Raw genomic sequence first — 13,053 nt, 5'->3', positions numbered from 1 at the left:
TTAATGCGATGTAACACTTGCAATTTTACCTGTTTTCACGGTGTTTGTAAATCGTTGGTGGATAGTCCACATGCGTGCTTTGACAAAAAGTAGCTTGGCCGCAGCTTGCGCTGCGAAATTCGGGGTGAGCTCGCTGTGGGCGCTGTTTTGAGCCAATCCGCAAAGACCGCGGCTTGTCTCAAAATCAGGCCTTGGTCTAAGTGGCATAGCCACTAAGACCAATTTCACGGCGATCTCACCCCGAATTTCTCCGCTCCAGCCGCTCAACGTTTTAACAGCCGGTTGAGCGTTCACGCCATTTTGCGAGCTATCGTCAATTGATGGGGAGCCACGCAATTGACGACCGTGGTTAGTGGTTACCAGCTTTAAATTGGCGACACCAGAGCAGTCTGTCGGATAAATTGAGGCAAGTTCTTGATGAGTCAGCTGAATTGGTCGTTTCCCCCCCCAAACGGATTGTTACGAAAACTAGTAGAGATTTTCAGCCTATGCAAAATATCCCGACCTTCTGATCCAAATTAGTTGGCATTGCCGTACCACCCGAAATGGGAGTTGGTTTGACCGCTAGCTCGCAAAAACACTTCGTCAAATCCTTCGCCTCGATTACAGATAGGCTCAATTCTGCCTAGCAACCGCCTCAGGACGTGTGGCTCAGCGGTGAGATTATTCTTAGCGATTTATCGCTTAGAATAAGGCTCGATTTGAAGACAAGCCGCTGGGCTTGCGGATTGGCTTCAAACGATGCCCACCGCGTTCCAGCCACGACAAACGTCCTGAGGCGGTTGCGTCACCACCCAAACCCACCTACACCTGCAATCAAGCGCAACTCTTGTCAACACTCGACCAATCTTCACAAACTCGGAGTCAATGTTCGGATTGCCTGGTTGCGAGAAGGCCGCGGATCTTGAGATTATTAAAGCTTAATAAGGTCTTAATGCGGATGATTCGCTTTTTATAACGCCGGTGAATTTTATTTAACATAAAAAATGAATTCTGCGGGAGAGAAAAATAAAAAATAAGTACTCATTATCCTTGCTGTTGTGCTATGATTAGACTATTCATAATCATTTGGAAACAAGCAAAATCGAAAAATTTTAATCAGTACTGTGATTTTTTTCTTGCAAGAGTTGGTCTGCTTCAATTAAGATAAAAAGAGCAGTATTTTTTAGTATCATGGGTCACATATAAATAATGTTCAGGCGCTAGCGAACATTCACTGATCTTTATGAGAATTTGGAGGTAATTTTATGTCAATGATCGAATTCCACAACGTTGAGAAATATTACGGGAAATTTCAGGCGTTGAAAGCTATTAATTTAACGATCGAGCGGGGCGAAATCGTGACGATCATCGGTCCCTCGGGTTCCGGTAAAAGCACGTTATTACGGACAATCAATGGGTTAGAGCTGGTTTCTGGGGGGCAGCTGATCGTCGATGATTTCGACTTGGCTGATCGCAAGACCAATATGAATAAGATTCGCAAGAATGTCGGAATGGTTTTCCAGCACTTTAATTTGTATGCCAACAAAACGGTTTTGCAAAACATCACGCTCGGACCGGAGAAGGTCTTGAAACATTCAAAGACCGAGGCGGAAGCGGAGGCCATGCAGTTGTTGAAGCTGGTTGGCTTGGAAGACCAGGCGCAAAAGTTGCCGAGTATGCTCTCTGGGGGGCAGAAGCAGCGGATCGCCATCGCGCGTTCATTGGCGATGAAACCTAAGGCCTTGCTGTTTGATGAACCAACTTCGGCGCTGGATCCAGAAATGATCGGCGATGTTCTGGACGTGATGAAGAAGGTCGCGAAGCAGGGCATGACGATGATTGTGGTTACTCATGAAATGGGCTTCGCGCGCGAGGTCGGCAATCGGGTGATTTTCATGGCGGATGGTCAAATCCGCGAAGACAGTCATGAGCCGAAAGAATTCTTTGCCCACCCACAAGATATTCGCGCGCAGGAATTTCTCAGTAAAATCATTCACAACAGCTAGGAGGGCCAGCGATGCAACGGAAAAAGAAGAAATTGATCGCCCTTTGGTTGACCTTGGCCAGTTTATTGCTGGTTTTAGCTGGCTGTGGTGATGATCTGGCCAGCCAAGATGTGCTGACTCGGGTCAAAGCCAGTAATGAAATTTCTTGGGGCGTTAAAAGTGATACCCGTTTGTTTGGGTTGATGAGCATCAAAACCGGTAAAGTCGAGGGGTTTGATGTGGATATCGCCACGGCGGTTTCTAAGGAGATCTTCGGCGACCAAGTCCAGGTCAATATTGTCCCGGTGACGTCCAATACGCGGATGTCTTTACTGAAGAACGGCAACGTGGACGCCTTGGCCTCAACCTTGACGATCACCCCTGAACGTAAGAAAGAAGTGCTCTTTTCAGAAGTTTACTTCAATGCCGGCCAGGCGCTGATGGTCAAGAAGGGCAGTCAGATCAAAAGCGTTAAAGATCTGACTAAGGGCACCAAGGTTATTGGGCTGCAAGGCTCCAACTCGGTGGAGAACGTTAAAAAAGCCGCGCCGGAAGCGAAGATTTTGCAATTGCCTGATGCCGCGCAGGCCTTTGCCGCTTTGAAATCGGGTCAAGGTGATGCCATGACCAGTGATAACGCGATTCTTTACGGTCTGGCCGCGGATGATTCGGATTATGAAATCGTCGGTGGGACTTTTACCAAGGAACCTTATGGCTTGGGCATTAATTTGGGCCAAGAGAAGTTCCGCCAGGCGGTTGATCAGGCGTTGCAAACCATCGAAGCCGATGGCACCTACGCGAAAATCGTGAAAAAATGGTTTGGCAAGATCGACGGATTTGATGGAGGTGTGGTGAAATGATAACGATTTTAACAGATCATTGGGCTGATTTAGTCGCTGGACTGCGCATCACCTTATCCGCCAGCTTGTTAGCGTTGTTAGGCAGCTTGATCATTGGCGTGATTTTCGCGCTATTTGTGATCAGTCCGCTGAAACCATTGCGGGTGATCGGCAACATTTACGTTGAAATTTTCCGCAACATTCCTTTGCTGGTAGTGGCGCTGTTCTTCTACATTGTGATCCCACAATTTGTGGTGCAGATCGATGGCTTCACCGCCGGCACCATTGGGCTGACCATTTACACCTCGGCGTTTATTGCCGAAACGGTTCGCGCCGGGATCGAAAGCGTGGATATTGGGCAAATGGAGGCCGCTCGGAGTAATGGCATGACCTACTTACAGGCGATGGGGTATATTGTGTTGCCTCAAGCAATTAAAATCGTGATCCCACCTTTGGGCAACCAATTCGTCAACCTGGTCAAGAACTCGTCCGTCTTAGCCTTTTTGGCAGGCTTTGATTTGATGTATCAGGCCAACTTGATCGTGTCCTCAACCTTGAAAACCACGGATACCTATTTGGCGGTGGGACTGCTCTACCTGTTGATGACCATGCCGTTAAGCTACTTGATGCGCTATTTGGAAAAACGGTGGGCAAAACAGCCTGCCAATGATTAAGGGAGGACTTGTTGATGCAAAATTTTATTGACGCTTACAGTCTGCTCAACCTGCGCTTCCTCTTCGAAGGCTTGTGGGTCACCATTTATGTCTCCGTGATCTCGGTGGTGTTGAGCTTCATTATTGGCGCGATCCTTGGTTTTGTTCGCTATGTCAAAGTTAAATACTTGTCGATGATCGTCGGCTTTATCATTGACCTGATTCGCAATCTGCCGTTGCTGTTGATTATCTTCTTCATGTACTTCGGGCTGCCCAGCACGTTAGGAATTCGGTTAAACACCGTGACCGCGGCGATTGTGGCCTTGACCGTCTTTGAATCGGCGATGCTGGCGGAGATCATTCGCAGCGGGATCGCTTCTGTTGATCATGGCCAAATGGAAGCCGCCCGGAGCAACGGGATGACCTATCTACAGGCGATGTGGTACATTATTTTGCCCCAAGCGCTCCGCCGCATGGTTCCGCCAATCGTGAGCCAGTTCGTGTCGCTGGTCAAGGATTCCTCATTAGCGACGATCATTCTCTTGCCAGAGTTGATGTACCACGCGCAAATTATTTATGGGCAGAATAGTAACTATATGATTCCCATGTTTGTGGCTTTAGCGGTTTTGTATTTCGCGATTTGTTTCCTACTCAGCCGTTTGTCGCGGGCGTTGGCCAAGCGGCTGAAGTAAGTGGGCCGGCTAGTTTTGATTTGAAAAGTTGGATTTCTCTTTTTGAGTCTACGCTTGATGGCAGTAGAGTTGGGTGTTGCGCGTGAGCGCAACCGGCTGGGACTGCTGATGCGGACTGGAACGTGGTGGGCATCGTTTGGAGCCAATCCGCAAAGTGCGCGGCTTGTCTTCAAATCGAGCCTTGTCCAAAGCGGCAAAGCCGCCAAGGACAATTTCACCACTGAGCCGCGCAGTCCCAGCCGGTTGCTAGACAGAATTGAGCTCATCTGCAATTGAAGCGAAGGATTTGACGAAGTGGTTTTGCGAGTTAGATGTCAAACAATTGCCCATTTTAAGGTGGTACGGCAATGCCAACAAATTTGGATTAGTTGGTTGGTACAGTTTGCATTGTTTGGACATCTTTACCAGTTCTCTAGACAAGCTTCGGTGAAAACGACCGATTCAGCTGCTTCATCAAGAAGTTGCCTCAGTTCATCAGGCGAACTGTGCTGGTGTCACCAATTTATAGCTGGTAACCACTAACCACGGTCGTCAATGGCGTGGTTCCTCATCAATTGACCATAGCTTGCCAGTCGGCGTGAGTGCTCAAACGGCTATTAAAACGTTGAGCGGCTGGAGCGGAGAAATTCGGGGTGAGATCGCCGTGAAATTGTCCTTGGCGGCTTTGCCGCTTGGGACAAGGCTCAGCTTTGAGATTTTCGGCGCTCTTCCGAAAAGCTCAAAGTGATGCCCACAGCGAGCTCACCCCGAATTTCGCAGCGCAAGCCGCGGCCAACCTACTTTTGCTAGGCTAATGCTCAGAAGCTGCCCAGGTCGGCTCGCGCTCTGAATAGAGCCGCGCGGTCCCAACCGGTTCCTAGGCAGAATTGCGCCGTTCTGCAATTGAAGTGAAGAGATTACTGAAGTGCCTTTGCAAGGGTGATGGTAAAACCATTGCCCTTTTTTGATAGAGCGGCAACGCCAACAGATTTGGATGATTATGCCAACCGGTTTGAGAAGCGTTGATATCGTTGCTACTATTCCAAGCCAACTTTGGTTGAATCTGTCGACGGATTCAGATGTTTCAACATAACCATGCTTTCGTTCATCAGACAGACTGCGCTGGTGTCGCCAATTCAAAGCTTGTAACCACTAACCACGGTCGTCAATCGCGTGGCTCTCCATCAATTGACATAGCTTGCCAGCTGGCGTGAGTGCTCAAACGGCTATTAAAACGTTGAGCGGCTGGAGCGGAGCGTGGCGTTGGTGGGCTGTTTGCATGCCGGCGGAAGGTCGGGCTGGGGGTGAGTCAGCCGCGATATTATTGTTGGCGATTTATCGCCTACAATAAGGCCGAGCTTGAAGATTTTCGGTGCACTTCCGAAAAGCTTCAAGTCGTGCCCGCAGCGTTCCACCACCCCCAGCCCGACCTGGAGACCCACCACACCCGCAATCCACCAACGACACGCGCAGCGCAAGCCGCGGCCAACCTACTTTCGTCCAGCAAATAAGCAATTCCAACCAAAGCTGCCCCGCCGCAGCATTGCTGCGAGATCCTGTCCTTTTTTACAGAGAATCCAGGCAGAAAAAGTCGGACCAGCGCTTGAGTGTGAACCGGCGCCCATGATAGATTTATTCTCATTACGTGGTGAACACGAATGAGATATCAAGGGGGTGTCACCATGACACAATTAGCAAGCCAAGTGTTGGCATTGGTGGGCGGGGCAGACAATGTGGTCAGTTTGACTCATTGTGCCACCAGACTACGCTTTGTATTGAAAGATCCACAACTGGTGGCGTTCGCCAAGCTGCAAAGTTTCCCAGAAATCATCAGTGTGGTGAACCATGGCGGCCAATTACAGATCGTTGTTGGCGCGCAGGTGGAATTGCTGTATCGCCAAGTCAGCGCGTTGTTGCCGACTGCGGCGACACCAACTACGGCGGTGCCAACCAAGAGAAATTTGATTGCTCTGATCTCTACAATTTTCACACCGATGATCCCGGCGCTGACTGGCGCGGGGATGGTCAAGGCTGTCCTGTCATTGTTGGTTTTGACCGGGGGGTTATCCGCTAGTGGGCAGACGTATCAGCTCTTGAACACGATTGCGGACGCGGCATTCTATTTCATGCCGATGTTGTTGGCTTATGGGGCGGCCGTGCAATTTGCCGTCAATCCCGCGATGGCGATCACGGTGGCGGGAATTCTGTTACATCCCAGCTTGCAACAACTTTTCGCGTCGGGAAAAGCCGTTCATTTCTTGGGATTACCAGTGGCGGCCTCGGATTACGCGGGATCAGTTTTGCCAATCGTGTTCACGGTTTGGCTGCTGGCCCAGCTGGACCGTTTCTTAGAGAAAAACTTACCCGGATTCGTCAAATTCTTCGTCAAGCCGCTGTTGCTCCTTCTGATTATTGGCCCGTTAGCGCTGATCGCGATCGGGCCGGTGGGATTATTGTTGAATGATGGCATTGCGGCTGGCGCGGCCTGGCTCAATCAGCGGGTCAGTTGGTTGATCCCGTTGTTGATGGGCGGCTTGCAACCATTATTGATCATTACCGGGACCGCCTGGGCGCTGACCCCGATCGCCACGATGCAACTTAGCAAACAGGGATTTGAAACGATCAATGGCCCGGGAATGCTGGCCTCCAATATTGCCCAAGGAGGCGCGACATTAGCGGTCGCGTTGCGGACGCGTGATCATCAATTGCGGCAAACGGCCCTTTCTGCCGGACTGACCGCATTAATGGGGATCACGGAGCCCTCGCTTTATGGCGTGACCTTGGTTTTACGGAAACCTTTGATCGCGGCAATGATCGGTGGCGCGTTGGGCGGCTTGTACGCTGGTCTAAGTGGTCTGGTGCGTTATGCGTTTGTTTCGCCGGGACTGGCGGCTTTGCCGGCGTTTATTGGCGCCAAGCCAATGAATATCGTCCATGCGTTGATCACCGTGGCCATTGCTTTTGGCGCGACCTTTTTGATCACTTTCTGTTGGTATCGGCCGGAGGAGCAAGATTAACGCTCAGAAAATACTTCGGACTGCGGCAAAAAAGAAATCAATTCATTTTTCAATGGATTGATTTTTTGTTTGATCAAGAAAACAATTATTTTGGTGCGAAAATGTCAACGTTCATGAAGCTTTATCGTAATATAGGGTGTGCAAGGAAGGTGGAGGGATGAGATGGAAGAAGCAGAGTTGATTACTCGTTTGCGGGCCCAAGATGAAGCTGCTTTGACGGAGTTAGTCGTCAGCTATGGCGGGTTTATCAATCAAGTGATTTTACACAATTTACCGAACGATTTTCAGCGCGATTTCACTGAGGATATTGCTAACCGTTGCTTTTATCAAGTGTGGATGCATATCGGACAGTATGACGCGGATAAGGGCACTTTTAAAAATTGGTTGAGCGCGATCGTCAAGCACCAAACGATCGATTATCAACGCGGGTTGAAGGCGACAACGAAGGCGATCAGTCTGGATAAAGTGATCGTGCCGACACCGCCAGTCACAGAAGAGCTGGATTATGACAAGCTTTTTGCGAGCCTTTCCAAGACAGAACAGCAAGTTTTTATGCTGTTTTATCGGGAGGATTATCTACCAGAAGAAATCGCCAAGAAAATGCGAATGAGGCGTTTGACCGTCTATAAGCATTTGTCGCGTGGGCGCAAAAAACTACAGGAGGAGGGTGTATTTCATGGCTACTTTAACTAATCCGTTTGTGGCGGTCGTCGATCAAATCAATGGGTTTCCACAACGACCACATTCGCTGTATTTCAAGCAACTGAGTCCGGGCATCCAAGAACGGTATCGGGTCAAGAAAGTCAAAATGTACATCACCTTGCAAAAAGCCTTAGAGCAAGTGGGGAAAATCCTTGAGCCTGATGAAAAAATCGTCAATATGATGCCGATCACGAACGAGAATGGTTCAACTGCGGCAACAAGTGGCGTGATGGGTATGTATGCCGCCAAAACCGCAACAGCCACAGACTACATCAAGGAACAAGACAGTTTGCGGGATAATCGACTGTTGATTTTCACGGACCGGCGGATGATCTTCTTCGTGGTGATCGAGTTTATTGATGACCCGACTGTTTATTATTCCTACTATTACGATCGGATCCCGGCGCTTAAATTAAAGCAACATAAACAATCTATTCCAACCGATAATCATCGACCTTGGCGCCGCAATGTGCTGCACTGGTACACCTTAGACTTCCAGACCACGGATAAGCGTGTTTTTACGGAGATCCTCAACGCGGATAATGCGGATCTGTTCAAACGCAATCTCCTGATGATCCCTAAGATGACCGAGATTGAAGTCACCGATCGAGTAAAGCGTCGGAGCAAGTTTGATTTTGCGATGAGTAACGTCAATTTCAGTATTTGGAGTGGCAATGGCATGCTGATTGTTGGGGGAGTGCTTTTATTCTTATTAGTCATCCTGCCGAAGCTCGTGACCTATTTTCTCAAGTGACGATCATTTATTGTTCTTAAATAACAGTTAACCCATATTTTTAATTCGCAGCCAGCAAGTTGCCGCCTTGCTGGCTTTTTGTTTTAATCAAGGAAAATAATTATTTTGGTGTAAAATGTCAGACCTTAGGGGGTTCTATCGTAATATAGGGTGTAAGCGAGTATGACAGGGTTTGATTCTTGTCAAGGAAGGAGGAGGGTCAAGATGGAAGAAGCGGAGTTGATCGCTCGTTTGCGGGCACAGGATGAAGCGGCTTTGACGGAGTTGGTCGTTAGCTATGGCGGGTTTATCAATCAAGTGATTCTGCACAATTTGCCGAATGATTTTCGCCGAGATTTCACGGCGGATATTGCCAATCGTTGCTTTTATCAGGTGTGGTCGCATATCGGGCAGTATGACGCGGATAAAGGCACTTTCAAAAATTGGCTGAGCGCGATCGTCAAGCATCAAACCATCGATTATCAGCGGGGATTGAAAGCGATGCTGCAGAACACCACGCTGGATCATGTGGTTCTGTCGACGCCGCCGATTACGGAGGAATTAGATTACGAGACGATTTTCGCCTCGCTTTCGAAAACAGAACGGGAAGTTTTCATGTTATTTTATCGTGATGATCTCTTGCCTGAAGAAATTGGTAAGAAGTTACGGATGAAGCGCTGGTCCGTTTATAAGCATTTATCACGCGGACGCAAGAAACTACAAGAGGAGGGTGTTATCAATGACTACTTTACTTAATCCGTTTGTTGATGTTGTTAACCAAATCAATGGCTTTCCGGAACGACCCAAAGGCCGCTACTTTAACGGGTTGACCCCGGAGCTCCACGAACGTTATCGGGTCAAGAAAGTCAAGCTATATATTACTTTGCAGAAGGCGTTGCAGGAAGTTGATAAAATTCTGGAGCCTGATGAGAAAATCGTCAATATGATGCCGGTCACCAATGAGAATGGTTCGAACGCGGCGACCAGCGGGGTGATGGGCATGTATGCCGCTAAAACCGCAACCGCCGCGGACTACATCAAGGAACAAGACAGCCTGCGGGACAATCGCCTGATGATTTTCACGGATCGACGGATGATTTTCTTCGTGATGATCGAATTTATTGACGATCCCACGGTTTATTATTCCTACTATTATGATCGAATCCCTGTGCTTAAATTGAAGAAGCATCGCGAATCTATTCCCGCCGATAACAACCGACCTTGGCGCCGCAATGTGCTGCACTGGTATACCTTAGACTTCCAGACCACAGATAAACGCGTGTTCACCGAGATCCTCAATGTGGAAAATGCCGAGTTGTTCAAGCGTAATCTCCTGATGATTCCCAACATGGCCAAGATTGAAATCTCTGATTCTGTTTTTCGTGGGACTAAGTTTGATTACATCTTCAGTAATATCAACTTCGGGATCCGTGCCAATAACGTTATTTTTATCGGAATGGGGATCATCTTGGGAATCGCCCTCATTGTCTACTTGCTGATCCATTTTCTGTGATAAGCGCCGGACACCCAAGTTTTTCAAAATAGCAGTTAACCCATATTTTTAATTCGCCTGCCAGCAAGCTGCCTCCTTGCTGGCTTTTTTGTTGGCTTTTGCTGAAAATTGCTCACTTACTAAAAAGAAACTTTCACGAAAAAAGTGGCAACTTTACAAGATATTTACATAAATCATACTGAAAATTTATACTCACTGGGTAAACTGTGGTTGTATTCAAAATTAGGGATGACACAGAGCAGGAGTGTAGAGATATGAAGAGAAAACTTGCATTAGGTTCACTGATCGCTGCCGGATTAATGTTATTGGGCGCTTGTAGCGGATCAGGCAACGCTTCTAACGGTAGCAGCAGTAGCTCCAGTAGCAAAAAAGCAGAATCAGCTAAAATCATGGTCGTCGGCTCAACCGCGTTACAACCATTAGTCGAACAAGCGGCGAAGGATTTCCAAAAGGAAAACAGCAATATCGTTGTCAACGTTCAAGGTGGCGGTTCCGGCACAGGGTTAAGTCAAGTTTCGCAAGGCGCGGTTACCATTGGGAACTCGGATATTTTCGCTGAGGCCAAAGATGGGATCGACGCTTCTAAATTAGTCGATCATAAAGTTGCGGTCGTTGGGATGGGACCAGTCGTTAACAAAGAAGTTGGCGTGAAGAACATTACCATGGCGCAATTGAAGGATATTTTCACTGGGAAAATCACCAACTGGAAAGACGTTGGCGGCAAAGATGGCGCGATCACTGTGATCAATCGGGCAGAAGGTAGCGGGACCCGCGCGACTTTCGAAAACGCGGTGCTTGATGGCGCTAAGGCGGTTAAGTCGCAAGAACAAGATTCCAACGGGACGGTTCAACAAATCGTGCGCTCAACGCCGGGTTCGATCAGCTACTTGGCTTTCTCCTACTTCAAGGATGATATCCAACCGTTATCGATCGATGGTGTTGAACCGACTGACAAGAACGTGACCACCAACGAATGGAAGATCTGGTCTTACGAACATATGTATACTCAGGAAAAAATCGATAGCGCGACTAAGAAGTTTCTGGAATACATGGACTCAAAAGATGTTCAGTCTGGCCCAGTCAAAGATCTTGGCTATATCAGCATGCATGACATGAAAGTTGTCAAGGACGCGAAGAACAAGGTCAGCGAAAAATAAAGTAAGCGAGAAGTGAGATTATGAAAGAGGATAAGCTCTTTGCCCGCTCCAAGGAGATCCGTCAAGATAATTGGGGTCGGCTACTCTGCTACATCAGCGTCACGATCTTGTTGCTACTGGTTGTGACAATTGTCTACTTCATTAGTAGCAAAGGCCTACAGACGTTCACCAAAAATCACGTTAATGTTTGGTCATTTCTGACAACAGCAGATTGGAACACCAGCTTGGATGCCCACGGGCATGCGGACATTGGGGCCTTAGCCTTGATCACAACCTCGTTTTCGACAACTATGCTAGCGGCCGCTGTGGCGACACCGCTAGCTTTTGTTATCGCGATCTATGTGGTGGCGTTAAAGCCGAAATTCGGGCAACGCTTCGTCCAGCCGGTGATCGAATTACTGCTGGGAATTCCTTCAGTTGTCTACGGGTTCATCGGCTTGACCGTTCTGGTGCCGATCATTCGCGGGCGTTTCGGTGGCACAGGCTTTGGGATCTTGGCCGGGGCGTTGATCCTGGCCTTGATGATCTTGCCCACGATCACGTCCTTGTCGATCGAAAGCCTGCGCAGTGTGGATCCGAGTTACCAGAAATTTGCCTATACTTTGGGGTGCACCCATTGGCAAATGATCTATCACGTCATGTTGCGGATCTCCGCGAAGAAACTGATGATCGCCGTGATTTATGGGATCGCCCGGGCCTTTGGTGAGGCGCTGGCGGTCCAGATGGTGATCGGCAATACCGTTCAAATGCCTACCAGTCTGGTCTCGCCCACGGCAACATTGACCAGTAAATTGACCACCGATATTGGCAACACCATTGATGGTACCTTGCCCAATAACGCGTTGTGGACCTTGGCCTTGATCCTCTTGCTGATCTCTTTGGCCTTTAACTTGATCGTCAAAGGATTCACCCGAGGAGGCGAGGCCAAATGAATCGTTATCGAAATGACAAGTTTGCCCGCGGCCTGATCTACACCATTGTTGGCGCGATCATTGCCTTGATTGCTATCTTCATTGGCTATTTGCTGGTTCAAGGCTGGTCCACAATCAGCTGGTCGTTTCTGACCACCGCCAGCGATGATGGGCTGGGCATTCGCGATCAACTCTTCAACTCATTGTATTTGTTGATCTTGACGCTCCTGTTGTCCTTCCCCATCGCCTTAGGTTCCGCCATTGCCCTCACCATTTATGGCAAGAAAAGTCGGTTCGCCGCCATCGCGGAAATGGCGATCCAAGCCTTGAGCTCACTGCCTTCGATCATCATCGGGCTCTTTGGCTTCCTGTTGTTAGTTCTGAAGTTAAAAATTGGCTTTTCCGTGCTATCTGGCGCGATCGCGTTGACCTTCTTCAATCTACCGATCTTGACCCAAAGTATTTCCTTGGCGATCGCGACGGTACCCGAGGCGCGCATGACCGCCGGCGTTTCCCTTGGCGTTTCCAAATGGCATACGATCACCAAGGTGATTTTGCCAGAGGCGATGCCGGGAATGATCTCAGGCATCGTGCTTAGCGCCGGCCGGGTTTTCGGGGAGGCCGCGGCTTTGATTTATACGGCTGGGCAAAGCGCGCCGAAATTGGATTATCTGAACTGGAATATTTTCGACGCGAATAGCTTTTTGAATCCATTGCGACCTGCGGAAACATTGGCGGTCCATATTTGGAAGGTCAATACCGAAGGACTGGGCGCCAATGCCGAGGCGATCTCGAAAGGCACGATCGTTATTTTGATCTTGACCATTCTTTTGTTCAATCTGCTGGCGCGGCAACTGTCTCACCGACTACAACGAAAAATCTACCGCTAA

At 48.7% G+C, this 13,053-nt stretch carries 16 protein-coding genes and 1 pseudogene; 15 read left to right on the top strand and 2 right to left on the bottom strand.

Going from position 1 to position 13,053, the window contains the following annotated elements:
- Complete coding sequence (locus ACYVSB_RS01545) at positions 1-336, bottom strand: hypothetical protein (protein ID WP_461218159.1); 336 nt, start codon at positions 334-336, stop codon at positions 1-3.
- A gap of 301 nt (positions 337-637) precedes the next feature.
- Positions 638-763 (bottom strand): hypothetical protein, encoded by a 126-nt coding sequence (locus ACYVSB_RS01540; RefSeq protein WP_263853211.1) that lies wholly within the window; start codon positions 761-763, stop codon positions 638-640.
- A gap of 484 nt (positions 764-1,247) precedes the next feature.
- On the opposite strand from ACYVSB_RS01540, the gene ACYVSB_RS01535 reads away from it, so the two are divergent.
- The 15 genes and pseudogenes from ACYVSB_RS01535 to pstA all read left to right on the top strand — a co-directional run bounded on the left by ACYVSB_RS01535 (position 1,248) and on the right by pstA (position 13,053).
- Positions 1,248-1,988 (top strand): amino acid ABC transporter ATP-binding protein, encoded by a 741-nt coding sequence (locus tag ACYVSB_RS01535; RefSeq protein WP_125599751.1) that lies wholly within the window; start codon positions 1,248-1,250, stop codon positions 1,986-1,988.
- A gap of 11 nt (positions 1,989-1,999) precedes the next feature.
- Positions 2,000-2,827, top strand: a complete 828-nt coding sequence (locus tag ACYVSB_RS01530; RefSeq protein WP_461218158.1) for a transporter substrate-binding domain-containing protein — start codon at positions 2,000-2,002, stop codon at positions 2,825-2,827.
- Positions 2,824-3,480 carry an amino acid ABC transporter permease gene (locus ACYVSB_RS01525; protein ID WP_125599757.1) on the top strand — a complete coding sequence of 219 codons (657 nt, stop codon included), beginning with the start codon at positions 2,824-2,826 and terminating at the stop codon, positions 3,478-3,480. Before ACYVSB_RS01530 ends, ACYVSB_RS01525 begins: the two co-directional genes overlap by 4 nt.
- A gap of 14 nt (positions 3,481-3,494) precedes the next feature.
- A complete protein-coding gene (locus ACYVSB_RS01520) occupies positions 3,495-4,151 on the top strand; it encodes an amino acid ABC transporter permease (protein WP_461218157.1) in 657 nt (218 codons plus the stop codon).
- A gap of 57 nt (positions 4,152-4,208) precedes the next feature.
- Positions 4,209-4,427: a hypothetical protein gene (locus ACYVSB_RS01515; protein WP_461218156.1), complete on the top strand. Its 219-nt coding sequence runs from the start codon at positions 4,209-4,211 to the stop codon at positions 4,425-4,427.
- A 289-nt stretch (positions 4,428-4,716) separates the two neighbouring features.
- Positions 4,717-4,878: a hypothetical protein gene (locus tag ACYVSB_RS01510; RefSeq protein ID WP_461218155.1), complete on the top strand. Its 162-nt coding sequence runs from the start codon at positions 4,717-4,719 to the stop codon at positions 4,876-4,878.
- Positions 4,879-5,328: 450 nt separating this feature from the next.
- The gene (locus tag ACYVSB_RS01505; RefSeq protein WP_461218154.1) at positions 5,329-5,481 is read left to right on the top strand and encodes a hypothetical protein; all 153 of its coding nucleotides are present in this window, start codon (positions 5,329-5,331) and stop codon (positions 5,479-5,481) included.
- A gap of 307 nt (positions 5,482-5,788) precedes the next feature.
- Positions 5,789-7,117, top strand: a pseudogene (locus ACYVSB_RS01500) (PTS transporter subunit EIIC); the annotation flags it as partial.
- Positions 7,118-7,309: 192 nt separating this feature from the next.
- A complete protein-coding gene (locus ACYVSB_RS01495; RefSeq protein WP_164511149.1) occupies positions 7,310-7,840 on the top strand; it encodes a sigma-70 family RNA polymerase sigma factor in 531 nt (176 codons plus the stop codon).
- On the top strand, positions 7,824-8,603 hold the full coding sequence (locus ACYVSB_RS01490; protein WP_125599775.1) for a hypothetical protein: 780 nt from the start codon (positions 7,824-7,826) through the stop codon (positions 8,601-8,603). The genes ACYVSB_RS01495 and ACYVSB_RS01490 overlap by 17 nt, the downstream gene beginning before the upstream one ends.
- A 204-nt stretch (positions 8,604-8,807) precedes the next feature.
- Positions 8,808-9,338: a sigma-70 family RNA polymerase sigma factor gene (locus ACYVSB_RS01485; RefSeq protein ID WP_461218153.1), complete on the top strand. Its 531-nt coding sequence runs from the start codon at positions 8,808-8,810 to the stop codon at positions 9,336-9,338.
- Complete coding sequence (locus tag ACYVSB_RS01480; protein ID WP_461218152.1) at positions 9,322-10,095, top strand: hypothetical protein; 774 nt, start codon at positions 9,322-9,324, stop codon at positions 10,093-10,095. Before ACYVSB_RS01485 ends, ACYVSB_RS01480 begins: the two co-directional genes overlap by 17 nt.
- 254 nt (positions 10,096-10,349) lie before the next feature.
- Complete coding sequence (locus ACYVSB_RS01475) at positions 10,350-11,252, top strand: phosphate ABC transporter substrate-binding protein PstS family protein (protein WP_461218151.1); 903 nt, start codon at positions 10,350-10,352, stop codon at positions 11,250-11,252.
- 20 nt (positions 11,253-11,272) lie between these two features.
- Positions 11,273-12,184 (top strand): phosphate ABC transporter permease subunit PstC, encoded by a 912-nt coding sequence (pstC, locus tag ACYVSB_RS01470; RefSeq protein WP_125599787.1) that lies wholly within the window; start codon positions 11,273-11,275, stop codon positions 12,182-12,184.
- On the top strand, positions 12,181-13,053 hold the full coding sequence (pstA, locus tag ACYVSB_RS01465) for a phosphate ABC transporter permease PstA (protein WP_461218150.1): 873 nt from the start codon (positions 12,181-12,183) through the stop codon (positions 13,051-13,053). The genes pstC and pstA overlap by 4 nt, the downstream gene beginning before the upstream one ends.

The organism is Lapidilactobacillus salsurivasis (assembly GCF_054785215.1).
This window is presented reverse-complemented; position numbering and strand designations above follow the sequence as displayed.